We start from the raw sequence: 26,740 nt of genomic DNA, 5'->3' as shown, positions 1-26,740 counted from the left end.
CGTGACGTTTCATCCAGCGCACGTATCGGCTGTCAATCGCAGATGCTGACGAGGCGGTGCCTCGACAAGACGGGGTGGCTATGGAAGGACTTTCGATCCGTTTTCTCGAGGACTTGCCCACGCAGGGCCAACTGCTGCTCGACTGCCGCCACGATCCCTGGCTGGTATTGCTCTCCTACATCATTGCCACCGCCGGTAGCCTGAGCACCCTGAACATCACCAAGCAGCTCGATCACGTGCAGCAGCACAGCATGCGCGTGGCCTGGGTTCTGGTCGGCGCGTTGTGCCTAGCGGGCGGCATCTGGTCGATGCACTTCATCGGCATGCTGGCGTTCCAGGCGCCCGTGGCCATCCACTACGACCTCACCACCACGCTGCTGTCGCTGCTGGTTGCCCTGGCCGCGGCACTGCTCGCCCTCTACTGCATGGCCCAGCCACGTCCTGGCCTGAAGCGTCAGGCGCTGGCCGCCTGCATCATCGGCAGTGGCATCGCCGCGATGCACTATAGCGGCATGGCCGCCATCCGCTCCCCCGCGCAGGCCTACTATCACGGCGGTCTGTTCGCCCTCTCCATTGCCATCGCCATTTCGGCGAGCTTCGCCGCCTTGCTGCTGGCCCAGTACTTCCGCTACGGCTCGCTGCGTCGCCAACAGTCGCTCAAGTATTCCGCTGCGCTGGTGATGGGCGCCGCTATCACCTCCATGCACTACACCGGCATGGCCGCGCTGCGCCTGGTGGTGCCCGAAGGTACCGAACTGCAGCTGCGCAGCGCCGACAACAGCGTACACCTGGTGCTGATCGTGGCCACCGCCACCCTGCTGATCCTCAGCCTGAGCCTCGCCGCTGCCTGGATCGGCCGCAAGCTGGATGACAAGGAGCGCGACCTGCAGCGCGTCAACGCCCTGCTGGTACAACTGGATCATGCCCGGGCTTCGCTGGAACAGGCGGCGCATTTCGACCCACTCACCGAACTGCTCAACCGCCGCGGTTTCAACCGGGTGTTCGCCGCCGCCCTCGAAGAGCACGCCATTACCGGGCGCAACCTGGCGGTGATGTTCCTCGATATGGATCACTTCAAGCGCATCAACGACACCCTCGGCCACGATGCCGGCGACGAGCTGCTGCGGGTGGTGGCGCACCGCATCCGCAACACCCTGCGCGAGCGCGATATCGTCGCGCGTTTCGGCGGTGACGAGTTCTGCGTGGTGGCCAGCCTCGACAGCCATACCGCGCCCCGGATTCTCGCTCTGCGCCTGCTGGAGCAGATGAAGGAACCCATCGTGCTGGCCGGGCGCAAGATGGTCATGACCACAAGCATCGGTATCAGCCTCTTCCCGCAAGACGGCAACAGCGCCGACGAGTTGCTCAAGCACGCCGACCTGGCGCTCTATCAGTCCAAGGGCAGCGGACGCAACGTGGTGCATTTCTTCAACCCGCACCTGCGGCAGAAGGCGTCCTTCGAGCTGCAACTCGAAGAAGACCTGCGCCAGTCACTGCAACAGGGTACCGACCTGCTCCTCTATTACCAGCCAATCATCGACCTGCGCACCGGTGGGCTGGCCAAACTGGAAGCGCTGGTGCGCTGGCAACACCCGCAGCATGGCCTACTGACGCCTGAGCGCTTCATCGCCATCGCCGAAGCCAATGGTTTCATCGCCCAGCTAGACGACTGGGTGCTGGCCCAGGCCTGCCTCGACCTGCGTTATCTTGCGGATCTGGGCTATTCGGAGCTTAGCGTGGCCGTCAATTGCTCGGCCCTGAACCTGGGCAACGACCAACTCCCCGGCAGGGTCGAGCAGATTCTCAACGACACCCGCTGCCCGGCCCAGCGCCTGGAACTGGAGGTCACCGAAAGCGCACTGCTGAGCAACATCAACCGCGCCATCGGCCTGCTGGAAAACATTCGTGCACTCGGCGTGAGCCTGTCGATCGATGACTTCGGTACCGGCTACTCGTCCCTCGCCTACCTGCGCCGCCTGCCGCTCAACACCCTGAAAATCGACCGCTCGTTCATTCAGGACATCGCCCACTCCAGCCAGGATCGCGAGATCGTCCACGCCATCATCGCCATGGCCCATGCCCTGCATCTGAAGGTGGTCGCCGAGGGTGTAGAGTCGACGCAGCAACTGAGCTTCCTGCAGGAGCGCGACTGCGATCAGGTGCAGGGCTATCTGTTCAGCAAGCCGTTGCCACTGGACGAACTGATCCGCCAGTTCCAGCCCGACGAGCGGCCACTGGAGCGTATCGCCGCAAGGTTCTAGGGGCATCGCCGCTAAAGCGCCTCCCACAACAGCGGCCCCGATAGCGTGGGAGGGGCTTTAGCCGCGACACTGACCAGCGCACTCAAGCACTGGTCGCATTCGACCTGAACGACGGCAACCAGCCCAGGCTGGCCTGCGTGCCCTGCTCGCCCGGCTTGTACTCGGCGCCCAGCCAACCGTCATAACCGCTGTCACGCAAGGCGCCCAGCAACGGCGCGAAGGCCAGCTCGCCGCTGCCCGGCGCGCCCCGCCCCGGCACGTCGGCGAACTGCACATGACCGATACGCCCGGCCAGCAGGCGCATGCCGGCGACCACATCCAGGTTCTGCCGCGCCATATGGTAGAGGTCGTACTGCGCGGCCAGATTCGGGTGGTTCACCGCGTGCAGCAGCGCATCCAGATGCTCCGGTGTGTTGATCAGAAAGCCCGGCATGTCGATGAGGTTGATCGCCTCGACCAGCACACGAACGCCCAGTACGGCGAAGGCCTCCGCGCTCTTGCGCAGGTTGGCGGCCAGGCAGTCCAGTGCTTGCTCTCGGCTCACGCCCTCGGCCAGGCGCCCGGGCAGCACGTTGACCCAGGCCGGGCGCACCATGGCTGCGTAGCTCAGTGCCTCCTGCAGGGCAGCGTCGAACGCGTCCTGGCGCGCCGGTACGCTGGCCAGGCCGGGGCCACCGGTCATGAGGTCGCCCGCCGGCACATTGATCAGCACCAGCGGCAGACCGCTGAGTTCCAGCACTTCTTTCAGCACGACAGCCGGCAGTTCGTAAGGAAATTGAATCTCCACACCCTCGAACCCCGCGCGCATCGCGGCCAGCACACGCTCGCGCAGCGGCAGTTCGGTGAACAGCATCGACAGGTTGGCAGCAATTTTCATGGGCATTGCTCCCGCAGCAGTTCCACCAGGGTGGCGGGGTCGCGCTCCAGATTGCCCTGGCTGCCGTGCAGACGCATCAGTTGCGCGGCCAGGCCGCTCATGGGCGTGGCGCTGCCCTGCTCATGCGACAGTTTCACGGCGGTGTCGAGATCCTTGAGCAGCGTGCGCACATGCCACTTGATCGGCTCGAACTGACTCGCCGCCATCTGCGGTGCAAGGATCTGCAGCGGTTTGGAGTCGGCAAAACCACCGGCCAGGGCGGGTGCGATCAGGCTGGCATCGACCCCGGAACGCTCGGCCAGCGCCACCACCTCGGCGATCACCAACGCGTTGCAGGCGACGATCATCTGGTTGCACACCTTGGTCACCTGCCCGGCGCCCACCTCGCCCATGCGCGTCAGGCGCTGGCCCAGGTGCGCCAGTATCGGTCGCGCACGCTCCACGTCCTCTTCGCGGCCACCCGCCATGATCGCCAGGGTGCCGGCCTCGGCCCCCGGCGTGCCGCCGGATACCGGTGCGTCCACCCAGCGCATGCCGGTGCGCGCCTCCAGCTCGGCCGCCATCGTACGGGTGGCGGCCGGCTCCAAGCTGGAGAAGTCCACCAGCAACTGGCCGGGCCGTGCGCCCTCGACGATCCCACCGGGGCCGAACACCACCTCGCGCACCACCTCGGTATTGGCCAGGCAGAGCATTACCACACTGGCGTCGCGACACAGTTCGGCGGGGTTTTCGACACGATGCGCGCCCTGCGCCAACAGTGGCGCGCACTTGTCCGGCGAGCGATTCCAGACAGTCAGCGGATAGCCTGCGGCAAGCAGGCGGCGGGTCATCGGCAGGCCCATCAGGCCGATCCCGGCAAAGGCCAGGGCGGGCAGCGCAGCGGTCATCAAACGGCTCCAGGCAGTTGGCATCGAGGCAGCATCTTAACCTCGGTTTCGCCATCTGCGTGCTGCAAGGGCAGCGCCGGGCCACTATACTCCGCGCGCTTTCCCCGCCATTGAACCGGAGAATCCCCATGTTCAAGCACACCCTGGCACTTGCCGCCGGCATCGCCCTGTCCGTATCCGCCGTATTCGCGCACGCTGCCGACGTCCTCAAGGTTTCGGCCATTCCCGACGAGGCCCCTACCGAGCTGCTGCGCAAGTTCAAGCCGCTGGGCGCCTACCTGGAGCAGGAACTGGGCATGAAGGTGGAGTTCGTACCGGTGGCCGACTACGCCGCCGTGGTCGAGACACTGGCTGCTGACCGTATCGACATGGCCTGGCTGGGCGGCTTCACCTTCGTCCAGGCGCGCCTGAAAACCGGCAACGCCGTGCCGCTGGTGCAGCGCGAGCAGGACGCCGAGTTCACCAGCAAGTTCATCACCGCCGACCCGGCGGTGAAATCGCTGCAGGATCTGAAAGGCAAGACCTTCGCCTTCGGCTCGGTGTCGTCTACCTCCGGCAGCCTGATGCCGCGCTACTTCATGCTGCAGGACGGCATCAAGCCTGAAGAGTTCTTCAGCCGCGTGGCCTACTCCGGCGCGCACGACGCCACCGTCGCCTGGGTGCAGGCCGGCAAGGCCGATGCCGGCGTACTCAATGCCTCGGTATGGCAGAAGCTGGTCGATAGCAAGAAGGTCGACACCGACAAGGTCAAGGTCTTCGCCACCACGCCGACCTACTACGACTACAACTGGACGGTACGCGGCACCCTCGACCCGGCGCTGCAAGCGAAGATCAAGGCCGCCTTCCTCGCCCTCGACCCGGCCAAGCCGGAACAGAAGGCGATTCTCGACCTGCAGGCCGCCAGCCGCTTCATCGACACCAAGCCCGAGAACTACGAAGGTATCGAGGAAGCCGCTCGCGCCGCCGGCCTGCTGAAGTGAGTGTCACGCTGCGTGGCGTGGGCCTGGCCCACGCCAACGGCAAGGTCGCGCTGGAGAACATCGATCTGCACGTCGCGCCTGGCGAACGGGTCGCCATCATCGGCCCCTCGGGTGCTGGCAAGACCACCCTGCTGCGTCTGCTGGCCACCAGCCTGCAACCCACGCGCGGCGAGATCGACCTGCTGCTGCACAATCCCTGGCGCCTGGCCGCCGGCCAGCGCCAGCGTCTGCGCGCACGCATCGGCCTGATCCACCAGGCACCGCCGCTGCCACCGCGCCAGCGCGTGGTCACAGCCGTACTCGCGGGAAAGCTTGGCCAGTGGTCGTTGCTCAAGGGCCTGCTCAACCTGCTCCATCCACTCGATGCCAGCGGCGCGCAAGCTGCCCTGGCGCGGCTGGACATTGCCGACAAGCTCTACCAGCGCTGCGACCAACTCTCCGGCGGCCAGTTGCAACGCGTCGGCATTGCCCGCGTGCTGTACCAGGCACCAGAGCTGATCCTCGCCGACGAACCCGTCTCGGCCATGGATCCGGTGCTGGCCGGCCACACCCTGGCCGTGCTCAACCGCGAGGCCGCCGAACGCGGCATGACCCTGCTGGCCAGCCTGCACGCTGTCGACCTGGCCCTGGCGCACTTTCCCCGCGTCATCGGCATTCGCGACGGGCGCATCGCCTTCGACCTGCCGGCCAGTGAGGTGCAGCCTGCCCAGTTGGAGGCGCTCTACGCCAATGAGCAGTTGCAGGCCATGCCCAGTTCGCCCGTGCAGTCGCCGCCTCAGCCGGTGCACATCCCACGATGCTGAGCAAAGCCCCACGCGACCCTGCCGCCCTGCCGCGCCTGCTGATCACGGTGCTGGCGCTGCTGTTGTTATGGCCGGGCCTGCGCTTGAGCGAGCTGGATCTGGCCGTGCTGGTGGACGGCGACAACACCCGCGCCATGGGCAACTTCCTCGCCGGCTTCTGGCCGCCCGCGCACGATGCTGAATTTCTCCTCCTGCTCGGCCGCGCCACCCTGGAAACCCTGGCCATCGCTACCGCTGGCATGAGCCTGGCGCTGCTGATCGCCATTCCCGCCGCGCTACTGGCCAGCCGCGCGCTGTCGCTGTCGGCCGTGCATCGCGGTGGCCGCCCGGCCTGGTGGGCGAACCTGGCACGCTGGCCGGTGCGCGGCCTGCTGATCTTCCTGCGCAGCGTGCCGGAGATCGTCTGGGCACTGCTGTTCGTCCGCGCCGTCGGTCTCGGCCCCACCGCCGGGGTGCTGGCCATCGCCATCACCTACGCCGGCATGCTCGGCAAGGTCTATGCGGAAATCTTCGAATCGGTCGACGCCCGCCCTGCCCGCGCCTTGCTCGGTGCCGGCAGCGGCCGATTGACCGCATTCGCCTACGGCGTGCTGCCCAATGCCGCCGGGGAAATGCTCTCCTACACCGTCTACCGCTGGGAGTGCGCCATTCGCGCCTCGGTGGTGATGGGCTTCGTCGGCGCAGGCGGCCTGGGCCAGCAGATCGACCTGTCGCTGCGCATGTTCGCGGGCGGCGAAGTGGCCAGCATGCTGCTCACCTTCCTCCTGCTGGTGCTGCTGGCCGACCAGTTCAGCCGCCTGCTGCGCGCGAGGCTGGCATGAGAGTCGGCAATCTGATCCTGCTCGCCGCCATTCTCGGCGCGGTGGTCGCCTCGTTCCTCTATCTGGGCATCGACCTCGGCTCCCTGCTGGCCGGCGACAGCCTGACGCAGATGGGCAAGTACGCCAGCGGCTTTCTGCTGCCGGACTTCTCCGCCGCGCACCTGCAGGCCATCGGCCGTGGCGCGCTGGAAACCCTGGCCATGTCCGCCCTCGGCACCCTGCTTGCGGCTGTTCTCGGCCTGGCGCTGGCCCTGCCCGCCGCTGGCCGCTTCGGCGGCTTCGCCCTGCAGACTACGCGTTTGTTGCTCAACGCTCTGCGCGCCATTCCCGAACTGGTCTGGGCGGCCTTGATGGTGCTGGCCGCCGGCCTCGGCCCCAATGCCGGCACCCTGGCATTGGCCCTGCACACCGCCGGCGTGCTCGGCCGTCTGTTCGCCGAGGCGCTGGAAAACACCCCACGCGAGCCTGCCGACGCCATCCGCGAGAACGGCGGTGGCCGCATCGTCGCCTTCTGCTACGGCACCCTGCCGGGCGTGTGGCCGCAACTGGTCGCCTACAGCCTGTACCGCTGGGAAAACAACATCCGCATGGCCAGTGTGCTCGGCTTCGTCGGCGCCGGCGGCCTCGGGCAGATGCTCTACATGAGCCTCAGCCTGTTCCAGGAAGCGCAGGCGGCCACGGTGATCCTGGCCATGCTCCTGCTGGTACTGGCGGTCGACGCCTTGAGTGGCTGGGCGCGGCAGCGTTGGGTGAGTGGCTGAATACGCCATGACCTCTGGCGCAGCGCTACCAATGGAATCAGGGTGGTGGGGTTTGCTGGCGACTTCGTCACCTTGACTTGACCCAAACGGCCGACGCGCAAATACTGTTCATGCATACAGTATTTTTGGTGCCCTGCCAGCATGTCTTCCGTGGTTGCTCTTGATCGCCTGCTCGATGCCCGCCGTGTATGGCGTGGGCAGGCCACCTCCTGTGCTGCAAGCAGCAGCACGTCAACAGGCCATGCTGTGCTGGATGCAGCCCTGCCCGGCGGCGGTTGGCCACCTGCTGCGCTCAGCGAAGTACTGACGGCGACCATCGGTATTGGCGAACTACGCCTGCTATGGCCAACCCTGGCGCGCCTGACGCAAGCGAGTGAACGGGTGGTGCTGGTGGCACCGCCGCACCAGCCCTTTGCCCGAGCCTGGCTGGATGCCGGCATCGATCTGCGTCACCTGAACATCATCCATGCGCAACCCCGCGAAGCGCTCTGGGCGGCCGAGCAGTGTCTGCGTTCCGGCAGTTGTGGCGCTGTGCTGTGCTGGCTGCGTCAGGCCGATGACCGCTCGCTGCGCCGCTTGCAGGTAGCCGCCGCGACAGGCCAGACCCTGGCCTTCGCCTATCGCCCGCTCGAAGAAGCCGCCAACCCCTCGCCTGCCGCGTTACGTCTGGCGTTGGAGAGCCAGCCGGCGCGCATCCGTGTACTCAAGTGCCGTGGCGGCCTCGCCCCCCCACACCCCATTGCCGCGCCGTGGCACTGAGGCGCACATGCTCTGGGCCTGTATCCTGTTGCCACAACTGGCCATGGACGGCGTGCTGCGTCAGCGCAGCGATCCCGAAGCGCCTCTGGCCCTTCTCAGCGGTTCGCCTCAGCGCCGTGTACTGCAGGCGGTCAACCCGGCGGCACGCGCGCTCGGCCTCAGGCCCGGCCTATCGCTGACCGCTGCGCAGACGTTGACACGCGACTTCACGACCGCCGAGTACGACACCTCGCAAATCGAACGCTGGCACCAGTTTCTGGCAGCCTGGGCCTATGCCTTCAGTGCCCAGGTCAGCCTGCACTATCCGCGCTGCCTGCTGTTGGAGGTGCAATCGAGCCTGGGTCTGTTCGGCCCCTGGCCACGCTTCGAGGCGCGCCTGCGTGCCGAACTCTCGGCGCTGGGCTTTCAACACCGTATCGCCGCCGCGCCCAATCCGGCAGCGGCACGCGTGCTGGTCAATGTCGGTGACGGCCTGCTGGCAGAGGATGGCCATGGATTGCAGCCTCTGCTGGCTACGTTGCCGGTGGATCGTCTCGGCCTCAGTTCTGCGGCCAGCACGGCCTTTGCCCGCATGGGCCTGCGCCAGCTCAGGCAACTCTGGGAACTGCCGCGCGACAGCCTGGCCAGACGCTTTCCGGCCGAGGTGCTGGTGCAGCTCGACACCCTGCTCGGGCGCCGCCCGCTGCCTCTGCAGTTCTACACACCGCCGGATGTTTTCGACACCCGCCTCGAACTGAACTTCGAAGTGGAATCGCACCAGGCCCTGCTCTTTCCGCTGCGCCGCCTGACCGCTGACCTCGCTGCCTACCTGGCCAGCCGCGACAGTGGCGTGCAGCGCTTCGCCCTGCATCTGGAGCATCGCAGCGGCAATGAGACCCTCGTACAGATCGGCCTGCTCAGCGCTGAACGCGACGCCGGCATGCTCTTCGAGCTGAGCCGAGGACGCCTGGAACACCAGCAACTGCCTGCTCCGGTGCTGGCCGTACGACTGGTCGCAGGCGAACTGCCGAGCTTCACTCCGCAGCATCACCAACTCTTTGACGAACGCCCGCAACAGAATCAACCCTGGGAGCAATTGCGCGAACGCCTGCGTGCCCGCCTCGGTGATGACGCTGTGCATGGCCTGGGTGTACGTGCCGACCACCGCCCCGAACGAGCCTGGACGCAGCAGCCGCTTCTCACTGCCTTGCCGGCACAGGCACTACGCCCCGGTTGGCTGCTAGCCCAGCCGCAACCCTTGCACGAAGCGTCGCTGCGCATCCTGGGTGGCCCGGAACGCATCGAATCCGGCTGGTGGGATGGTGAAGACGTGCGCCGCGACTACTACCTGGTGGAAACCCGCGCCGGTCAGCGCGGCTGGGCTTTCCGCCCGGCTGGCGGCAACGGCCCGCTGCTGCTGCATGGCTGGTTCGCATGAGCGACTACGCCGAACTGCACTGCCTGTCGAACTTCAGCTTCCAGCGTGGCGCCTCCAGCGCCCAGGAGCTGTTCGAGCGTGCCGCCCGCCTCGGCTACCGGGCGCTGGCCATTACCGACGAATGCTCGCTGGCGGGCATCGTACGTGCCTGGCAGGCCGCCAAGGAAAGCCGCGTGGCACTGATCGTCGGCAGTGAGGTGCAGCTCGAAGACGGCCCCAAGCTGGTGCTGCTGGTCGAAAACCTGGCGGGCTATCAGGCGCTGTGCGGTTTGATCACCCGCGCCCGGCGGCGCGCTGCGAAAGGCCACTATCGCCTGCTGCGGGCCGACTTCGACGGCCCGCTCGACGGGCTACTGGCAATCTGGCTGGACGCGCAGGATGCCGAGCCGCTGTCCTGGCTACGCAGCTGCTTCGCTGAACGCCTGTGGCTGGGCGTGGAACTGCACCGTGGCGCCGATGACAACGTTCGTCTGCGGCACTGGCTCGCCCTGGCTCAGACCTGCAAGCTGCCCGCCGTGGCCTGTGGCGACGTGCACATGCATGCCCGTGGCCGCCGCGCCCTGCAGGACTGCATGACAGCCATCCGCTGGCATCTGCCCGTGGCCGATGCCGGCGCCTACCTGTTCGCCAACGGCGAGCGCCACCTGCGCCGGTACGAAGAGCTGGCCGAGCTTTATCCTGCGCATCTGCTCGAGGAAACCCTGCGCATCGCCGAGCGCTGCCGTTTCGACCTTGGCCAGTTGGAGTATCACTACCCGCGCGAACTGGTGCCTGCGGGCCACGACGCCACCTCCTGGCTGCGCCACCTGGTCGAGCACGGCGCACGCTGGCGCTGGCCTGAACACATTCCCGAACGGGCACGCGCCCAGCTGGAACACGAGCTGAGCCTGATCGCCGACCTGCAGTACGAGAGCTACTTCCTCACCGTCCACGACATCGTTCAGTTCGCTCGCGAGCAGGGCATCCTCTGCCAGGGGCGCGGCTCGGCGGCCAATTCGGCGGTGTGCTTCGTGCTCGGCATCACCGAACTGGATCCCACCTGCAACCGTTTGCTGTTTGAGCGTTTTCTCTCGCGCGAACGCAGCGAGCCACCGGATATCGATGTGGATTTCGAACATGAGCGCCGCGAGGAAGTCATCCAGTACGTGTTCCGCCGCTATGGTCGCACCCGCGCCGCGCTGACTGCGGTGGTCAACACCTACCACGGCGCCGGTGCGGTGCGGGATGTCGCCAAGGCGCTCGGCCTGCCACCCGACCAGGTCAACGCACTGGCCGACTGTTGCGGTCGCTGGAGCAACGAGCCGCCTTCGGCAGAGCGCCTGCTGGAGGCTGGTTTCGATCCACACAACCCAGTGCTGCACCGGGTGCTGGTGCTGACCGGCGAGCTGATCGGCTTTCCTCGCCATCTGTCGCAGCACCCCGGTGGTTTCGTGATCTCCGAACACGCCCTCGACACCCTGGTACCGGTGGAGAATGCCAGCATGGTCGAGCGCACCGTGATTCAGTGGGACAAGGACGACCTCGATCTGGTCGGCCTGCTCAAGGTCGATGTACTCGCCCTCGGCATGCTCAGTGCGCTGCGCCGTTGCTTCGCCCTGATCGAGCGCTACCGTGGCACGCGCTGGACGCTGGCCAGCCTGCCCCCCGAAGACAGCGCCACCTACGCGATGATCAGCCGCGCAGACACCATCGGCGCCTTCCAGATCGAGTCCCGCGCACAGATGGCCATGCTCCCGCGCCTGCGTCCGCAAACCTTCTACGACCTGGTGATTCAGGTCGCCATCGTCCGCCCCGGCCCGATCCAGGGCGACATGGTGCATCCCTACCTGCGCCGGCGTAACGGCGAAGAGCCCGTCGACTTTCCCTCGGAGGAACTGAAGCCGGTGTTCGAGCGCACCCTGGGCGTACCGCTGTTCCAGGAACAGGTGATGGAGCTAGCCATCGTCGCCGCCGACTACACACCCGGCGAAGCCGACGAGCTGCGCCGCAGCATGGCCGCCTGGAAGCGCCATGGCGGGCTCGAACCACACCGCCAGCGCCTGACCTCGCGCATGCTGGAAAAGGGCTACACGGTGGAATTCACCGAGCGCATCTTCAGGCAGATCGAAGGCTTCGGCAGCTATGGCTTTCCCGAGTCCCATGCCGCCAGCTTCGCCCTTCTGGCTTACGCCAGTTGCTGGCTGAAATGTCATGAACCGGCCGCCTATGCCTGCGCCTTGGTCAATAGCTGGCCGATGGGCTTCTACAGCCCGGATCAGGTGCTGCAGGATGCGCGGCGCCACGGCATCCAGGTGCGTCCGGTGGACGTGTGCCACAGCGACTGGGACTGCAGCCTGGAAGCCAGCGGCAATGAACAGCCAGCCATTCGCATGGGCTTGAAGATGATTCGCGGCATGCGTGCGGACGAGGCCCGGCGCATCGAAACCGCCCGCCAGGCAGCCACCTTCGGCAGTGTGGAAGACCTTTGCCAGCGCGCCCGGCTGGACGCCGCTGCCCGCGAGCGCCTGGCAGACGCCGGCGCCCTCGCCAGCCTGGTCGGCCACCGCCATCAGGCGCGCTGGGCCGTGGCCGGTGTCGAGCCGCAGCTGCCGCTATTCGCCGGCGCTGCCGCCACGCCGGAAGCGCCGTTGAACCTGCCCGAACCCTCGGTCGGGGAAAACCTGCTGACCGACTACGACACCCTCGGCACCACCCTTGGCCCCCACCCACTGGCTCTGCTGCGCGAACAACTGCGCGCGCTGCGCTGCAAAAGCTCGCACGACCTGCAAGCCATCGAACACGGCCGCCCCGTCAGCGTTACCGGCCTGGTGATCGGTCGGCAGCGGCCACAAACCGCCAGCGGCGTCACCTTCGTCACCCTCGAAGACGAGTTCGGCCTGGTCAATGTGGTGGTCTGGCACGACCTGGCCGAACGCCAACGCCGCGCACTGGTGCAATCACAGTTGCTGCGCATCGATGGCCACCTGGAAACGGTGGACGGTGTGCGCCACATCATTGCCGGGCGCCTGATCGATCTGACGTCGATGCTGACCGGGCTGGATATACGCAGCCGGGACTTCCATTGAGGACAGACGTCCCGGTCACCAACGAGGAACCCTTGCGGAGCCCGCGTGGTCGATTATCAGGAGAGCCCGTCGGGGCTCACTGAAAAGGGAGAACATGCATGGATCTGATCCGAATTCTGATCGCCATCCTCTTGCCGCCACTGGGCGTCTTTCTGCAGGTTGGCTTTGGTGGAGCGTTCTGGCTGAACATCCTGCTGACCCTGCTGGGCTATATCCCCGGCATCGTGCACGCGGTGTACATCATCGCCAAACGCTGAATACTGCCGCCCTGCCAAGACAAAGCCGCGCCATTGCGCGGCTTTGTCTTGTTACAGCGCATCCGCCGCAATCAGCCAGATGATGCTCGGTATGCCGCATCAGACCGAATCGAAAGCAGCGACGATAGCCTCGATCACCGCGCGAACCCGCGCGGTATGGCGCACGTCCCGGTGGGTCACCAGCCAGACGTCGTAAGGCGTCTGCTCGCGATCCGGCCATAACCGTACCAGGCCGTCGCGCATGCCCAGCGGCAATGCGACCTCACCGACGCCGATGCCCGCACTCAGCGCCTGGCGCACCATCAGGCCCGAGGTGCAGGTCATGGCGATGCGCCCGTGGGTGATGGGCTCGGCACCGAACGTGATCTCGCGTCCGCTGTCCAGATAGGGTTGGTAGAGCACCAGATCATGCCCGGCGAAGGCACTGCCCGGCTCGGGTATGCCGCGCGCGGCGACATACGCCGGCGAAGCGAAGATGGCGCTGCTCCAACGGGCCAGGCGGCGCACGATCAGTTCGGGGTTGTCCGGCTTGAGGTTGCGCACGGCGATATCCGCCTCGCGCTTGTTGAGGTTGAGCAGTTGCGTCGAGGCATGCAGCTTGACCTCGATGCCCGGGTGCTCACGGCGCAGCACCGCCATGGCCGGCATGATGAAGTCGACGGCGAAGGAATCGGTGGTGGTGATGCGCACTTCGCCAGCCATGCGCTCGTCCATGCCGAGGATGCGCCGCTGCAGGTCGGCGGCGGCTGCCTCCATGTCCTGCGCCGCTCTCATCGCCTGCTCGCCGGCGCTGGTCAGGCTGTAGCCGGCCGAGGTGCGCAGGAACAGGGTGGCGTCGAGGGATTGTTCCAGCGACATCAGCCGTCGCCCGACCGTGGCCTGATCCACCCCGAGCGTGCGCGCCGCGCCACGCAGGGTCTGCTCGCGGCACAGGGCAAGAAAGATACGGGCGTCGTCCCAGTTCATCGCAGGCGTCCTATCTGATGCATTTTTGCATTACTGAGCGTTAATAACGCTGCGTTATTTCTTCAGTCAAGCCTTCTATGATCGTGCCATCTCATTCGATGGCGCCCACCCGGTGGGCAGAGGAAGGATCATGCACAGCCATACCCAGGGTTCGTTGTGGATGCCAATATGGGCAGGCCTGTGCGCCAGCCTGGTGGGCATCGGCCTGGCGCGTTTCGCCTACACCCCGTTGATCCCGGCGCTGATCGAGGCGCATTGGTTTTCCGCCGCGTCGGTGGTCTACCTGGGCGCCGCCAACCTCGCCGGCTATCTGGTCGGTGCGCTGATCGGCCGACCGCTGGCCTTGCGCTACTCCAGCGCCGCTGTGCTGCGCGCGATGATGCTGCTGGTCGGCCTGGCGTTCCTCGCCTGCGCCTGGCCGCTGTCGGTGGCCTGGTTCTTCTCCTGGCGCCTGCTCTCTGGCATCGCCGGGGGAGTGATCATGGTGCTGGCCGCCAGCAGCATCCTGCCGCATGTCGCCGCTGGGCGGCGCGGCCTGGCCAGTGGCGCGATCTTTCTCGGCCTGGGCCTGGGCATCGCCGGCTCCGGCACGCTGGTGCCGGTACTCCTGGCACAGGGGTTGGCGAGCACCTGGATCGGCCTGGCCGTGGTGGCCCTGCTGCTGACACTGAGCAGTTGGCGTGGCTGGCCGGCGGACGTGCTGCATGCCGCTCCACCTGCCGCCGCGCAAGAGTCGGCAACGGCCAGTGGCGGTGTGCGCCTGCTGTTCGCCCAGTACGCATTGATGGCGGCCAGCCTGGTCGCACCGATGATGTTCCTGGTCGACTACATCAGTCGCGGACTGGGCGCGGGCACCCACAAGGGTGCACTTGTCTGGACGTTGTATGGCATCGGCGCCATCGTCGGCCCGGTGGTCTACGGCTACCTGGCCGACCGACTCGGCGCTCGTATGGCGATACGCCTGGTGCTGCTGATCCAGCTCGTCGCCCTGGGCGTGCTGGTGGAAAGCCAGGATCTCTACCTGATCGGCGGCGCCGTACTGGTGATCGGCTCGTTCCCGCCCGGCATCGTCCCGCTGGCCCTGGCGCGCGTGCATCAACTGGTGGATGGCCACGCCCGGCAGAACGCGACCTGGAGCCGAGCCACCGTCTCCTTTGCCACGTTCCAGGCGCTTGCCGGCTATGCCTATTCGGCGCTGTTCTCCGCCAGCCAGGGCAATTACCGTCTGTTGTTCGCAGTGGCGGTTGGCGCAGTGGCGCTGGCGCTTCTGCTGGAACTACCAGCTCTGCTGGGCAGAAGGAATGCAGCGCCAGACCTGCGCCTTGGCCGGCTATAAGCCGGCCAGCGAATCCTTAGCCTCGGGCGTTCTTCTTCAGCAGAATGTCCGAGGCTTCGTTGTAGGCGCTCTGGAAGGCGTCGCTGCCGATCCAGGCCATGGCCGCATCCTCGTCTTCCTCGTGGAAGATCGCGCGATAGACGATCAGCAGGCCCATCATGAAATCCATCGCGGCCTCCTGCGATTCCTCGGCCACCACCAGCTCCAGTACCGGGTACTGCAGGAACACCAGGCACAGGCCGAGCAGGCTGATGCCTTCGGCGGCTTTCATGGCCTGGAACAGGTCATCGAAATGCGCGGGGTCGAAGCCGTTTTCCTCGATGTCCTTGAAGTCGAAGGTGGAGAGGTCAATCTCGACATCATCGAACGGCTCGTCGATGAACGGATTGGCCAGGATCGGATGCACCACCTTGGCCTGCGGTTTGGCCTTGCCCATGCGGTTCTGCCTGGCCTTGGTCTTGGCCCGCTGGGCGCGTTTCTTCTGTTTGTCTGGAGAGGCCATGGGGCGGATTCCTCGTTCGATGCAGCCATGCTCATGGCGCGGAATGTTCAGGCGCGCATTGTATTCAGTCCTGGTCCTGGGCGGCGGCTGAATTTTCTGGCGGCAGCGCCGCAGGCGCCTCACGAGCCTAAGCGGTCAGCCAAGCCTAAGCCCTCGGTGGCTGCCCCGCCACACGCTGACGCATCAATTCCAGGTAGCGCCGCGCGCCCAGCCCGAGTGGCCGGCTGCTGCTCCAGACGATATCCACCCACAGGCGCAACTGGCTGGCCATGTTATCGAATGCCACCGTCTGCAAGGTGCCGGAGTCGATCAGGGCGGCGACCAGCGGATGCGGCAGGTAGGCCCAACCGAGCCCGGCCTGCACCAGGTTGAGGGTGGCCAGGTCGCTGTCGGTGAGCCACAGGTGATGGGACAAGATCATCTGTGGTTCGGTCGCCGACGCAGAACCGGCCGCGACGATGATCTGCCGCGCCTCGACCATCCCCTGCTCGGCCATCTGCCTGAGGTAGCCCGGCGCCGCGACTGCCGTCAGGAGCTGGCTGCCGGCTTCGAGAAAGTGTTCCCGCTCATCGATACCGGGGCGCTCGAACACCAGCGCCAGGTGCGCGCTGCCTTCGTGCATCAGGCGCACCGCCTCGGCCTGCGAGGCCGAGCGCACCTCGACCTCCAGCAGGGGGAATTCGTTCGCCAGGTCGATCAGTGGCTGACTCCACAGGCCGCTCTGCAACTCCGGCGCCATGGCGATCACCAGCCGCCGTTCCAGGCCCTGGTGCATCTGCAGGGCCTGGGCGTCGAGCCGGTTGAGTTGGCGCGCGACCTGACGTGCCTGGGGCTCCAGCGCCAGCGCAGCCTGGGTCGGCAGGGCCTTGCGCGTGCTGCGATCGAACAGCTCCAGATCCAGCTCCGCTTCGAGCTGGGCAATGGTCATGCTCACGGCCGAAGGCACACGCCCGAGCTGACGTGCCGCAGAAGAAAAGGAACCGCAGTCGAGCACGGCAAGAAAGACGCGCAGGGTTTCGCTGTTGAATGCCATGGCCGTTGTCAGTTTTCCTGATGACTATCGTCTTTTTTTATCAGCTTACTCCCTCTAACTTCCAGCCATCGACAACCCGATGGGAGCCTTGCATGAAACAGAACTGGAAAGACCAGGTTGCACTGATCAGCGGTGCCGGCAGCGAACACGGCATCGGCATGGCCATCGCTCGGCGTCTGGGCGCGGCTGGCGCGAAGCTGATCGTCACCGCCAGCAGTGCGCGCATCGCCGAACGCGTGGCGGAGCTGCGCGCCGAAGGCTTCGAGGCCGAGGGCCGGGCCGTCGACCTCACCGACGAAGCTGGTGTGCTGGCATTCGCCGCCTGGGCCGAAGGGCTGTGGGGGCACGTAGATATTCTGGTGAACAACGCCGGCATGGCGATGCAGGGCAGCCCCGAACCATTCGCCGAGCTGTCCAGCATGAGCCTGGAGGTGTGGAATCTCTCGCTCGCGCGCAATCTGACCAGTGCCTTCCTGCTCACCCGCGCCCTGCTCCCCGGCATGCGGTCGCGCGGCTACGGGCGGATCGTCAACATCGGCTCCACCACCGGTACGCGTGGCGGCAATCCCGGCGAGGCGGCCTACAGTGCTGCCAAGGCCGGCATGGTGGGCATGAACATGGGCCTGGCGCTGGAGGTGGCGCGCCAGGGCATCACGGTCAACACCGTGGCGCCGGGCTGGATCGCCACCGGCTCGAGCACGCCGGAAGAACAGCGCGCCGCAGCCTACGTGCCGATCGGCCGTGCCGGTCGCCCCGAGGAGGTGGCATCGGCCGTGGCCTTCCTCGCCTCCCCCGAGGCGAGCTACATCACCGGTGAATTACTGGTCGTCGATGGCGGCAACTGCCTGATCGAGAACAAGGCACCATGAAGACGATGAACGACATTCGCCCCGTAGTCCTGATCACCGGAGCCGCCGGTGGTGTCGGCAGTGCATTGGTCGCCCGCTTCCTCGCCGGGGGTTGGCAGGTATTCGCCACGGACGCCAACGCGAGCGGCCTGACCGAGCTGGGCCAGCGCCATGCGCTGGTCGGCAGCCTGACGGCGGATATCCGCAAGCCAGCCAACTGCAACGCGGTGATGAACGCGGCGATTGCCTCTTCCGGGCGACTCGACGCGCTGATCAACGCTGCCGGCGTATGGCGCGAAGGGCCGGTGGAGGCCTTCAGCGAGGAGGATTTCGATCTGGTGCTGGACGTCAACCTCAAGGCCAGTTTCTTCATGTGCGCGGCAGCCATCGCTCATCTGCGCCAGACGCGGGGCGCCATCGTCAATATTTCCAGCGACGCCGGGCGCCAGGGCAACCCGAATGCCGCCGCCTACTGCGCCAGCAAGGGCGGCCTGAGCATCTTCACCAAGGCCCTGGCGCTGGATCTGGCGCCCTACGGCGTGCGCTGCAACGCCGTCTCGCCCGGCGACATCGAGACACCGATGCTCAAGTTCCAGGCCGAGCATTACGGCAATGGCGACCCGCAGGCCTATTACCGGGAGTTGCTGGGGAAATACCCGCAGGGCGATCAGGCACGCTTCATCCAGCCGGAGGAAGTGGCGGAACTGGCGTTCTTCCTCTGCCAGCCCGGCGCCCGCTCGATCACCGGCGCCGACATGGCCATCGATCAGGGCGTGTCAGCCGGTCACTGATCGTCGAGCCGTTCGTAGCGGCGCTGGATGCGTGTCAACTCCCCCGAGCGGCGCAACGTGGCCAGCGCGGCGGCCCAAGCCGCGACCAGTGCATCGTCGCTGTCGCGGCTGAAGGCGATGTACAGCGAGGAGCGGTACAGCTCGATGGGAACCCGCCTGAGAGTGCCCGGGGCAATGCCCAGTTGACGACTGTAGTAGGCCACCCCAGCGTCGGTATCACCGACGATCAGCTCGGTGCGCCCGGCCAGGAGCATGCGATAGAGCTGATGACTCTCGGCCGCACTCTTGTCGAGATTCCTGAACCCCAGCGATTCGAGCATTTGCGGCACCAGGCCGGCGTGACGCGTGGTGATCTGCGGCGCGTGCATCAGTTGTTCCAGGGAGGTGATCGGCGCCGCCGTGCCGGCCACCTGATAAGGATGAATGGACTCCTCCACAATCGGCCCGACCCACTTGTACAGCGGCTCACGCTCGGGCGTGCGAAACATCGAGTACATGATGGTGTTGGGGCGGTTCTGCAGCGCATAGGTGGCGCGCATGGTCGGCAGCAGGTCGATCTCGAAGTCGCCTCCGGTAAGCGCCATGATGGCCCGCACGACCTCCGTCGACATGCCGGTGAGCTGGCCGTTGTCCTCATAGTTGTACGGCGCCCATTCTTCCGTGACGATCTGATAGGGCTCCGCTCTGGCCAGGGCGCCAGACAACAGGCACAGCAGCACGAGGGAGAGTATCGAAGGCTTCACGCGTCACGCCTGGCAATTCGGATGGTCAGCCAATCATAGCTGCTGCCAGCCAAGCCGCCCTATCACGCTGGTTGCGACGTGCGCAGCACCCATTAAAGTAGCGCTGCGAGCTCCAGACCCATCTCACTGCACAAGGCCCTTCGGATGAAGATTGGTGAATTGGCGCGGCGTACCGGCCTTGCGGCCTCACGCATTCGCTTCTACGAAAGCATCGGCCTGCTCAGGCTGGTGGAACGACAGGCCAACGGTTATCGCAGCTATCCGGAAGAGGCCGTACTGGTGCTCAAGCTGATCATCAGCGCCCAGCAGGCCGGCTTCAGTCTCGATGAGCTGCGTACACTGCTGCCACAGGATCTGTCGACGTGGCAGCACGGCAAGCTGCTCGACACCCTGCACGCCAAGGTGCGAGACATCGAAGCGCTGCAGCAGCGCCTGGCGCAGAGCAAGACGCACCTGCTTGCGCTGATCGGCGAGATCGAAAGCAAGCCGGAAGACATCGACTGCGCCGCCAATGCCAGGCGGGTACTGGCGAAGATCAATCCATAGGCTTGTATCTGAGCGGTGGTCACCAGAAGGCGCAGGTTGCGCCTCCCGGCCCCCATCGCCAAGGACGGTGCTCAGCGAATGCCCTGGCTGCGCAACGCCGCCGGCATGAACTCCGATTTGCTCGCCTTGAAACCGAAGGCGATGGGCTGCGCGCTGTTGTAGGTCAGGTCGGGAGGAGGTTGTCGCGCCAGGTCTAGAAGTTGCTGGCGTCGCTGGAAAACTTCACAGGGTCTCGGCGAAGGGATCGACGAACTGCTTGTCGATATCGCTCTAGGTCAGACCAAGGCTGAAGCCACTTGCCCAAACCGGAATGGAACCGCCGGCATTGGCAGCCGCCTCGGCGCCCAACTGCATGAGTTGCCACCGCGAAAGTTGCAGCACATGGCCGTGACTGTCAGCAGAGTCGCCTTGGTGAGGTTCTAGTCATGTCCCTGCCCTGCCTGTGCCAGTTTGCCTTCGACAGTCTCAAGATCCTGGCGCGCCTGGCTGGAGCCCAAGGTTTGCGCCCGCAGGAACCAACTGTGCGCGTATTCCAACGCCACGATGCCCTCGTCATTGGCACGGGCCAGATGGCAGTTGCCAGCGGCGGCAGCGAGATCCGCCGTGATCATGCGGTCATCCAGCTCGTTAGTGACGCAATCGCCATAGGGTTCGGCCTGCGCGCTGGCGACGATGAAGAAAGCAGTCGCAGTCAGAAGTTGCTTGATCATGGGATAGACCTCGGAAAGATGCTCGTCATAAAGGTTCTATAACAGAACCTAGCGACGAGAAAATTAGGTGCTATCATGAAACCTGTCAACCACTTTCTTGTCGGTAGCTACAAACTGCCCCCAACCGGAGACCCGCACGTGGAACGAGTTACTTTCGAAGATCGCAACTGTTCGGTGGCCCGCTCGGTAGATGTCCTGGGCGACTGGTGGAACCTGATGATCGTGCGTGAACTGTTCTGGGGGACGAACAAGTTCGATGAGTTCCAGCGCAACCTGGAGATATCCAAGGGCATCCTGTCCAAGCGCCTTAAGTTGCTGCAGGACTACGGCATCGTGGTGAAACACGCCGTTGGCAGCGGCACCGAATACGCACTGACCGAGAAAGGCCGAGCGCTGCACGTGATCATCATCGCCATGCTGCAGTGGGGAGATACGTGGAACCCGCTGGCCGAGGGCGCTCCGCTGATCCCCGTCAACCGCAAGACCGGAGCGCCACTGGCCCCGATTCAACTGACCGACATCAATGGCGAGCCACTCGCACTGAAAGATCTCGGCCTGGTCGTCGGCCCTGGTGCGGATGAGACGACGCGTGAGCGAATGGCCAGGCTGCGCCAGGCAGCCCAGCAGAGGGCCGAGGCCAGCCGCTGATCAACTCAGCCGCGCTTCGATCACCTGCCCACGGGCATGCCACTCGGAAAAACGCAGGCTGACGAAAGCCAGCAACAGAAACAGCAGCGAGGCCAGCAACAAGCCGATGAAGCCGACGAGGGGATAGAGCCATCCGGCAACAGCCGAGCCGGTGCCAATGCCGGCGAACATGAACGACGCGGTCAGGGCCAGGGCGATGCCGCGTTGCTCGGGCATCAGCTCGACGATACGCCGCTGCTGCGACGGCCAGACGATATCGGTGGCCAGCGCCCAGATCACCAGGGCCAGCAACAGCCCGCCGAACAGCCTTGGCATGGCGGCAAGGCCCAGCAGATCCAGCGCCAGCAGGCCGATGCCGATCAGCAACAAACGCTCGGCACTGACCCGCAGCGCCAGGCGCGTGACCAGCAGATTGCCCAGGACGCCGGCCACACCCAACACGGTCAGCGCCAGGGTGATGTCGCCGGCGCTGCCGTGGAAATCGTTGCCGATGATCGGCGCCAGAAAGGCATAGGTGGTGAACACGCCCGTGGTGACGAAGAACACCACCAGAAACGCGCTCAGCGAAGTGGCACGGGTCAGCAACATCATGACCTCAATCGGCGCGACACGCTGGCCCGCCACACGATCTGGCACCCACGCCAGAATCATCACCGCAATGAGCAGACCACTGGCACCGATCCCGAAGAACAGGCTGCGCGCTCCGAACTCATGGGCGATCCAGGCGCTGATCGGCATGCCGGCCAGCCCCGCGACACTCAGCCCGAGCAGCACGATGGCAATGGCGCTGCCCTGCTGCTCGCGCGTCACCAGGTTCGAGCCCAGAGCGCCGAGCACCGGGCCGATGAAGCCCGCCCCCAATCCCATCAGCACCCGAGACAGCAGCAGCGTCCGGTAATCCGGGGCAGCGGCGAACAACAGCGCCGCACCGCTGAACATCGACAACCCCAGCAGCACCTGCGAGCGGCGCCGCAAATGGCCCAAGGTCATCTGCAACAGCGGTGCGGCGAGCGCGAAGGTGATGCCGAACACGGTGATCAACAGGGCGCTCTGGGCGCTGCTCAAGGCCCAGGCGGAGGAGATCGCCTCCAGGCTGCCGACCACCGACAGGGCGCCGACCGCCTGGACGAAATAGGCCAGGCTGAGCAGGCGCAGGGCGAGGCGATCCGGTGCAGGAATGGGGCTATGCATGGGGTTCTCCAGAGGTGCACGAGAACGCCCGACCTCGTGATGAGGTCGGGCGCCGGAGTCAGGCAACGGGGATGGGGTTGTCGATGATCGACTGGTTGAACTGGTTCACCAGAGCGTGCTCGTTCGGCCCGACGTTGGCACGCAGTGCCGTGATGCCGTCGACGATCACCTCGGTGGTCGCCGTCTCCAGCTTGGCCAGGGTCTCGGCGATGAAGGCATCCAGCGGCATCGCGCGCGGGTCGCCGCTCCTGTGGATCAGGTCGGTGTCGACCCATGGCGGCGCGATCTCCAGCACCTTGACGCTGGTGTCACGCAGCATGAAGCGCTGCGACAGGCTGTAGGAGTGAATGGCCGCCTTGGTCGCCGAGTACAGCGCGGTCACCGCAATCGGGATAAACGCCAGCACCGAGCTGTTGTTGATGATCGTGGCGTCCGGCTGGCGCTTGAGGTGCTCGACGAAGGCCGCGCTGACCCGCACCGGGCCGAGCAGGTTGGTGGTCACCAGGCCGACCGCCTGCGCGTCGTCAAGCTCGCCCGAGGCGGCGTCGTCGAAGGGCATGATGCCGGCGTTGTTGATCACCACGTTGAGATCCGGGTGACGTTCGATCACCTGCTGCGCCACCTGCTTGATCTGCTGCGCATCGTTGATGTCCAGCACCACGGTGTCGATGCCGGGGTTGGCGCGGGCGATCTCGTCGAGCAGCGCCTGGCGGCGGCCGGCGATGATCACCTTGTTGCCGCGTTGATGGAAGGCTTCGGCCAGGCCGCGACCGATGCCCGAGGTGCCGCCGGTAATGAAGATGGTATTGCCGCTGAGTTTCATGCTGCTGCTCCTGTCATGAGGGGTCGATCAACGCTGGACGCTGTAGCGCGGCGCCGGTTGGTTGCTGGAAAGCTGGTTGAACATGGCCTTGCGCGCCGCCTCGTAGGCCTGCCACTGGCTGGCATCGTGCAATGAGGGAATGGAGATCAGTTCGCCGTGATCGAAGTCGATCAGCGCGGCGTCGACCAGGGCACTGGCCGGCATCACGATGGCCGGGTCGAGGTGTTCCAGCGGCAGGCCGCCGTTGTCCCAGAACTCGGTGGCGGTGGCGCCCGGCAGCACGGCCTGGATACGCACGCCCTTGTCGGCCAGCTCGTGGTGCAGCGACTGGCTGAAGGCGGTGACGAAGGCCTTGCTGCCGCCGTAAACGCCATTGAGCACTTCCGGGGCGATGCTGACGATGGACGAGATGTTGATGATGGCGCCATTGCCGCGCTCGACGAAGCCGGGGATGGCCGCGTAGCTCAGGCGCATCAGCGCGGTCACGTTGAGGTCGATCATCCGCGTCATCAGGCCGACATCGCTATCGAGCAGCGGCGTGTGGGTGCCGATGCCGGCGTTGTTGACCAGCAGGGTGATGCTCGCGTCTTGCTTGAGTTTGGCCTCGACGGTGGCCAGGCTGGCGGCGTCGCCCAGGTCGGCCTGCAGCACCTCGACCACGCGCTGGGTGTCGTCGGTGATGCGGCGAGCAAGGTCGTTGAGGCGTTCACGGTTGCGGGCGACCAGGATCAGGTCGTAGCCGCGCTGGGCCAGGCGTTCGGCGTACAGGGCGCCGATACCCGAGGATGCGCCAGTGACCAGTGCGGTGCCTTTCGATGCGGTGTTCATGGTGTGTCTCCAAGTACGGTGGGCTTGGGACACATGATGGCGAGGATGGGCAAAGACCTAAATGACGTATAAAGTCATGTTTTAGGACATGTCTTATACGAGACTCACCATGCACAGAATCGGCTACCTGCTCTCCGACGACTTCCAGGTGCTGTCGCTGGCCACCCAGACCGTCTTCGAGTACGCCAACATCGTGGCCGAGGCGCCCTTCTATTCCATCGAATTCTTCTCCGTCGCCGGCGGCATCGTGCGCTCGTCCCTGGGCTTGGGCATCGAAACTCGCGCGCTGAACAACCCCGGCCTGGCCGACACCTGGATGATCGCCGGAGTCAACAAGCCGCTGGAAACGCCACCGAGCGAGGCCGCCCTGGCCTTCGTGCACCAGGCCGGGCAGCAGGCGCGCCGCGTCGCCGGCATCTGCACCGGAGGCTTCGTGCTGGCCCAGGCCGGCCTGCTCGATGGCCGCCGCGCGACCACCCACTGGGCCTACGGCGCCGCCCTGCAAAGGCTGTATCCGCAGATCAGCGTCGAGGACGATCGCATCTTCATCATCGATGGCAACGTATGGACGTCTGCCGGCATGACCGCTGGCCTGGATCTGGCACTCGGTATGGTGGAAAAGGATCTGGGCCCTGACGTGGCGCGCTCGGTGGCGCACAAGCTGGTTATGCACCAGCGCCGCTCGGGCGGACAGTCGCAACACTCGGAGATGCTCACTCTCGCGCCGAAATCCGACCGTATCCAGAACGCCCTGAACTACGCCCGGCAGAACCTGCACAAGTCGCTTAGCGTCGAGGAACTGGCCGAAGCAGTGCACCTCAGCCCACGCCAGTTCACCCGTGTGTTTACCGCTGAGACCGGGCAATCTCCGGCCAAGGCCATCGAGCGCCTGCGTCTGGAAGCGGCGCGGGTAATGATCGAACAGAGCCGCCATTCGCTGGACGTGATCGCCAAGGAAACCGGCTTTCGCGATCGCCGCCATATGCGCGAGGTGTTCATTCGCGGCTTCGGCATCCCGCCACAGGCGATACGCCGCGATGTGCGTGGCGTGAAGGCCTGAGCGAACCACACGAACAGCCATTGACATTAAAGTGAACTTCAACGTTAAGGTCGCCTCACCCTAAGCCGAGGAAGCGCTGATGAACCTGTTCGATCCCCTTGCCCTGCCCAACGGCTCGACCATTCCCAACCGCATCGCCAAGGCGGCCATGGAAGAGAACATGGCAGATGCCGACCACGCACCGTCCGAGCAGCTGTTGCGCCTCTACCAGGCCTGGGCCGAAGGTGGCGCGGGTCTGCTGATCAGCGGCAACGTGATGGTCGACAGCCGCGCCATGACCGGGCCGGGTGGCGTGGTTCTGGAGGACGACGCGCAACTGGCCCGCTTCGAGCGTTGGGCACGCGTCGGCCGTGCTCGAGGCGCGCAATTCTGGCTGCAGATCAACCATCCCGGCCGGCAGATGCAAGCCAACCTGGGCCAGCCGACCTGGGCACCTTCGGCCGTAGCGCTGGAGCTGGGTAACCTGTCCAAGCGCTTCGCCACGCCACTGGCGATGACCGAGCCGATGATCGCCGAAGTGATCCGGCGCTTCGCCCACACGGCACAGCTCGCCGAACGTGTAGGTTTCAACGGTGTGCAGATCCACGCCGCGCATGGCTACCTGCTCAGCCAGTTCCTTTCACCGCTGAGTAATCAGCGCAGCGATCAGTGGGGCGGCACGCTGGAGAACCGCGCACGCCTGTTGCTGGAGATCGTCAAGGCAGTGCGTGCCGTGGTGTCGCCGGGCTTCGCCGTGGCAGTGAAGCTGAACTCGGCAGACTTCCAGCGCGGCGGCTTCAGCGCTGAGGACGCGCAGCAGGTGGTGCGCCTGCTCGACGGCCTGGGCGTGGATCTGGTGGAACTCTCTGGCGGCAGTTACGAGGCGCCGGCCATGCAGGGCCAGGCCCGTGATGGCCGTACCCTGGCGCGCGAGGCCTACTTCCTGGAGTTCGCCCGCGAGATTCGCGCGGTGGCGAGCATGCCGATCATGGTCACCGGTGGCATCCGCCGTGCACCGGTGGCGCAGCAGGTGCTCGATAGCGGCATCGAGCTGGTCGGCATTGGCACCGCTCTGGCAATCGACCCGAACCTGCCGCGTGACTGGCAACTGGGCCTCAGCAACGCCCCACAGTTGCCACCGATCACCTGGAACAACAAGGTGCTGGCCTCGCTGGCGAACATGGCGGTGGTCAAGTACCAACTGCGCAGACTCAGCCAGGGCAGTCAGAGCACACCCGAAGTATCACCCGCCTGGGCACTGCTGGTGCAGCAACTGGCCGATCTGCTGAGCACCCGCCGCTACCGCAGCTGGATGGCCAGACGCAACGCGCGTTGATCTTCCGCAGCGGCTGCCAGGCCACGACGACAACGCGATTGCCGTTTCGCTCGTTGCATCGATGCAACAGTCCTTTCTCGAATGCGCGGCTTAATTAGCTTGCTAACGAAGCGTATAAACGAGGTGCGACATCTCGCCGCACCCGTTATTCGAGGAGACAAGCATGAACGTGATCGTGCATGAGCGTGACAGCGAACATCTTTCCCATGAGGCCCGTGCCATGGGTATCGAGGTCTGGGATGTGATTCAGAACGGTGAGCTGGTCGGTATCTTCCGCTCTCAGGAAGACGCCGACGCCTATCGCAAGACGCTGGAAGAAGCTCAACCACAAGGATGATGCACAGGCTGTTGCCGTTTGTACTCAAACGGCAACAGCCTGCCCCCCGGACAGCCACAGGGCGAGCACGCATGTCCGCCCCGGCAACCGCCAATCGCGGCGTTGCCATAAAGGTACTCCAGACACCAGCCGCATTGCCGAAGCTGGGCTAGTCTCACCCACGGGAAAGAGGATT

General features: G+C 65.5%; 27 protein-coding genes. 17 read left to right on the top strand and 10 right to left on the bottom strand.

Annotation, left to right across the window (positions count from 1 at the left end):
- The first annotated feature begins 80 nt into the window (after positions 1-80).
- Positions 81-2,261, top strand: coding sequence for a putative bifunctional diguanylate cyclase/phosphodiesterase (locus ACODS1_RS02220; RefSeq protein ID WP_489084356.1), 2,181 nt, complete (start codon positions 81-83; stop codon positions 2,259-2,261).
- Positions 2,262-2,343: 82 nt separating this feature from the next.
- Here ACODS1_RS02220 and ACODS1_RS02215 read toward each other — a convergent pair whose 3' ends face one another.
- Together ACODS1_RS02215 and ACODS1_RS02210 are read right to left on the bottom strand one after the other, a co-directional pair.
- A complete protein-coding gene (locus tag ACODS1_RS02215) occupies positions 2,344-3,138 on the bottom strand; it encodes a hydroxypyruvate isomerase family protein (protein ID WP_489084355.1) in 795 nt (264 codons plus the stop codon).
- Entirely contained in the window at positions 3,135-4,025 is an 891-nt protein-coding gene (locus ACODS1_RS02210; protein WP_489084354.1) for an NAD(P)-dependent oxidoreductase, read from the bottom strand. The genes ACODS1_RS02215 and ACODS1_RS02210 overlap by 4 nt, the downstream gene beginning before the upstream one ends.
- 128 nt (positions 4,026-4,153) lie before the next feature.
- On the opposite strand from ACODS1_RS02210, the gene ACODS1_RS02205 reads away from it, so the two are divergent.
- The 8 genes from ACODS1_RS02205 to ACODS1_RS02170 all read left to right on the top strand — a co-directional run bounded on the left by ACODS1_RS02205 (position 4,154) and on the right by ACODS1_RS02170 (position 12,888).
- Positions 4,154-5,005, top strand: coding sequence for a putative selenate ABC transporter substrate-binding protein (locus tag ACODS1_RS02205; RefSeq protein ID WP_489084353.1), 852 nt, complete (start codon positions 4,154-4,156; stop codon positions 5,003-5,005).
- Entirely contained in the window at positions 5,002-5,808 is an 807-nt protein-coding gene (locus ACODS1_RS02200) for a phosphonate ABC transporter ATP-binding protein (RefSeq protein ID WP_489084352.1), read from the top strand. The genes ACODS1_RS02205 and ACODS1_RS02200 overlap by 4 nt, the downstream gene beginning before the upstream one ends.
- Positions 5,802-6,629: a PhnE/PtxC family ABC transporter permease gene (locus ACODS1_RS02195; protein WP_489084351.1), complete on the top strand. Its 828-nt coding sequence runs from the start codon at positions 5,802-5,804 to the stop codon at positions 6,627-6,629. The genes ACODS1_RS02200 and ACODS1_RS02195 overlap by 7 nt, the downstream gene beginning before the upstream one ends.
- On the top strand, positions 6,626-7,390 hold the full coding sequence (gene phnE / locus ACODS1_RS02190) for a phosphonate ABC transporter, permease protein PhnE (RefSeq protein ID WP_489084350.1): 765 nt from the start codon (positions 6,626-6,628) through the stop codon (positions 7,388-7,390). Before ACODS1_RS02195 ends, phnE begins: the two co-directional genes overlap by 4 nt.
- Positions 7,391-7,531: 141 nt before the next feature.
- Positions 7,532-8,149, top strand: a complete 618-nt coding sequence (gene imuA, locus ACODS1_RS02185; protein WP_489084349.1) for a translesion DNA synthesis-associated protein ImuA — start codon at positions 7,532-7,534, stop codon at positions 8,147-8,149.
- Between the two features lie 7 nt (positions 8,150-8,156).
- On the top strand, positions 8,157-9,566 hold the full coding sequence (locus ACODS1_RS02180; protein WP_489084348.1) for a Y-family DNA polymerase: 1,410 nt from the start codon (positions 8,157-8,159) through the stop codon (positions 9,564-9,566).
- Positions 9,563-12,631, top strand: coding sequence for an error-prone DNA polymerase (locus ACODS1_RS02175; RefSeq protein ID WP_489084347.1), 3,069 nt, complete (start codon positions 9,563-9,565; stop codon positions 12,629-12,631). Before ACODS1_RS02180 ends, ACODS1_RS02175 begins: the two co-directional genes overlap by 4 nt.
- A gap of 98 nt (positions 12,632-12,729) precedes the next feature.
- Entirely contained in the window at positions 12,730-12,888 is a 159-nt protein-coding gene (locus tag ACODS1_RS02170; protein WP_003084988.1) for a YqaE/Pmp3 family membrane protein, read from the top strand.
- A gap of 99 nt (positions 12,889-12,987) precedes the next feature.
- Here ACODS1_RS02170 and ACODS1_RS02165 read toward each other — a convergent pair whose 3' ends face one another.
- Positions 12,988-13,854 (bottom strand): LysR family transcriptional regulator, encoded by an 867-nt coding sequence (locus tag ACODS1_RS02165; protein ID WP_489084346.1) that lies wholly within the window; start codon positions 13,852-13,854, stop codon positions 12,988-12,990.
- A 130-nt stretch (positions 13,855-13,984) separates the two neighbouring features.
- Between ACODS1_RS02165 and ACODS1_RS02160 the strand changes: the two genes are divergently transcribed.
- Positions 13,985-15,190 carry a YbfB/YjiJ family MFS transporter gene (locus ACODS1_RS02160; RefSeq protein WP_489084345.1) on the top strand — a complete coding sequence of 402 codons (1,206 nt, stop codon included), beginning with the start codon at positions 13,985-13,987 and terminating at the stop codon, positions 15,188-15,190.
- Between the two features lie 16 nt (positions 15,191-15,206).
- On the opposite strand, the gene ACODS1_RS02155 is transcribed toward ACODS1_RS02160, so the two are convergent.
- Both ACODS1_RS02155 and ACODS1_RS02150 read right to left on the bottom strand, forming a co-directional pair.
- Positions 15,207-15,692, bottom strand: a complete 486-nt coding sequence (locus ACODS1_RS02155) for a hypothetical protein (protein WP_489084344.1) — start codon at positions 15,690-15,692, stop codon at positions 15,207-15,209.
- A gap of 145 nt (positions 15,693-15,837) precedes the next feature.
- Positions 15,838-16,725, bottom strand: coding sequence for a LysR family transcriptional regulator (locus tag ACODS1_RS02150; protein ID WP_489084343.1), 888 nt, complete (start codon positions 16,723-16,725; stop codon positions 15,838-15,840).
- A 92-nt stretch (positions 16,726-16,817) separates the two neighbouring features.
- Between ACODS1_RS02150 and ACODS1_RS02145 the strand changes: the two genes are divergently transcribed.
- Together ACODS1_RS02145 and ACODS1_RS02140 are read left to right on the top strand one after the other, a co-directional pair.
- On the top strand, positions 16,818-17,594 hold the full coding sequence (locus ACODS1_RS02145) for an SDR family NAD(P)-dependent oxidoreductase (protein ID WP_489084342.1): 777 nt from the start codon (positions 16,818-16,820) through the stop codon (positions 17,592-17,594).
- A complete protein-coding gene (locus tag ACODS1_RS02140) occupies positions 17,591-18,364 on the top strand; it encodes an SDR family NAD(P)-dependent oxidoreductase (protein ID WP_489084341.1) in 774 nt (257 codons plus the stop codon). The genes ACODS1_RS02145 and ACODS1_RS02140 overlap by 4 nt, the downstream gene beginning before the upstream one ends.
- Here ACODS1_RS02140 and ACODS1_RS02135 read toward each other — a convergent pair.
- Positions 18,358-19,107, bottom strand: coding sequence for a substrate-binding periplasmic protein (locus tag ACODS1_RS02135; RefSeq protein ID WP_489084340.1), 750 nt, complete (start codon positions 19,105-19,107; stop codon positions 18,358-18,360). The genes ACODS1_RS02140 and ACODS1_RS02135 overlap by 7 nt on opposite strands.
- A gap of 144 nt (positions 19,108-19,251) precedes the next feature.
- Between ACODS1_RS02135 and ACODS1_RS02130 the strand changes: the two genes are divergently transcribed.
- Positions 19,252-19,653, top strand: coding sequence for a MerR family transcriptional regulator (locus ACODS1_RS02130; protein ID WP_489084339.1), 402 nt, complete (start codon positions 19,252-19,254; stop codon positions 19,651-19,653).
- Between the two features lie 419 nt (positions 19,654-20,072).
- On the opposite strand, the gene ACODS1_RS02125 is transcribed toward ACODS1_RS02130, so the two are convergent.
- Complete coding sequence (locus tag ACODS1_RS02125; RefSeq protein WP_322981602.1) at positions 20,073-20,363, bottom strand: hypothetical protein; 291 nt, start codon at positions 20,361-20,363, stop codon at positions 20,073-20,075.
- A gap of 138 nt (positions 20,364-20,501) precedes the next feature.
- On the opposite strand from ACODS1_RS02125, the gene ACODS1_RS02120 reads away from it, so the two are divergent.
- Positions 20,502-21,011, top strand: coding sequence for a winged helix-turn-helix transcriptional regulator (locus ACODS1_RS02120; protein ID WP_489084338.1), 510 nt, complete (start codon positions 20,502-20,504; stop codon positions 21,009-21,011).
- On the opposite strand, the gene ACODS1_RS02115 is transcribed toward ACODS1_RS02120, so the two are convergent.
- Genes ACODS1_RS02115 through ACODS1_RS02105 form a run of 3 tightly spaced genes read right to left on the bottom strand, consistent with a single transcriptional unit; the run spans position 21,012 to position 23,853 of the window.
- Complete coding sequence (locus ACODS1_RS02115; RefSeq protein ID WP_489084337.1) at positions 21,012-22,202, bottom strand: MFS transporter; 1,191 nt, start codon at positions 22,200-22,202, stop codon at positions 21,012-21,014.
- Between the two features lie 58 nt (positions 22,203-22,260).
- Positions 22,261-23,025: an SDR family oxidoreductase gene (locus tag ACODS1_RS02110; protein WP_489084336.1), complete on the bottom strand. Its 765-nt coding sequence runs from the start codon at positions 23,023-23,025 to the stop codon at positions 22,261-22,263.
- Positions 23,026-23,052: 27 nt separating this feature from the next.
- Positions 23,053-23,853, bottom strand: coding sequence for an SDR family NAD(P)-dependent oxidoreductase (locus ACODS1_RS02105; RefSeq protein ID WP_322981598.1), 801 nt, complete (start codon positions 23,851-23,853; stop codon positions 23,053-23,055).
- A gap of 109 nt (positions 23,854-23,962) precedes the next feature.
- Here ACODS1_RS02105 and ACODS1_RS02100 point away from each other — a divergent pair, with 109 nt between their 5' ends.
- The 3 genes from ACODS1_RS02100 to ACODS1_RS02090 all read left to right on the top strand — a co-directional run bounded on the left by ACODS1_RS02100 (position 23,963) and on the right by ACODS1_RS02090 (position 26,565).
- Positions 23,963-24,913 carry a GlxA family transcriptional regulator gene (locus tag ACODS1_RS02100; RefSeq protein ID WP_179544324.1) on the top strand — a complete coding sequence of 317 codons (951 nt, stop codon included), beginning with the start codon at positions 23,963-23,965 and terminating at the stop codon, positions 24,911-24,913.
- Between the two features lie 79 nt (positions 24,914-24,992).
- Positions 24,993-26,228 (top strand): NADH:flavin oxidoreductase/NADH oxidase family protein, encoded by a 1,236-nt coding sequence (locus ACODS1_RS02095; RefSeq protein WP_489084335.1) that lies wholly within the window; start codon positions 24,993-24,995, stop codon positions 26,226-26,228.
- A gap of 163 nt (positions 26,229-26,391) precedes the next feature.
- Positions 26,392-26,565 (top strand): hypothetical protein, encoded by a 174-nt coding sequence (locus ACODS1_RS02090; protein ID WP_489084334.1) that lies wholly within the window; start codon positions 26,392-26,394, stop codon positions 26,563-26,565.
- Positions 26,566-26,740: the final 175 nt, after the last annotated feature.

The organism is Pseudomonas sp. FG29 (genome assembly GCF_057809355.1).
This window is presented reverse-complemented; position numbering and strand designations above follow the sequence as displayed.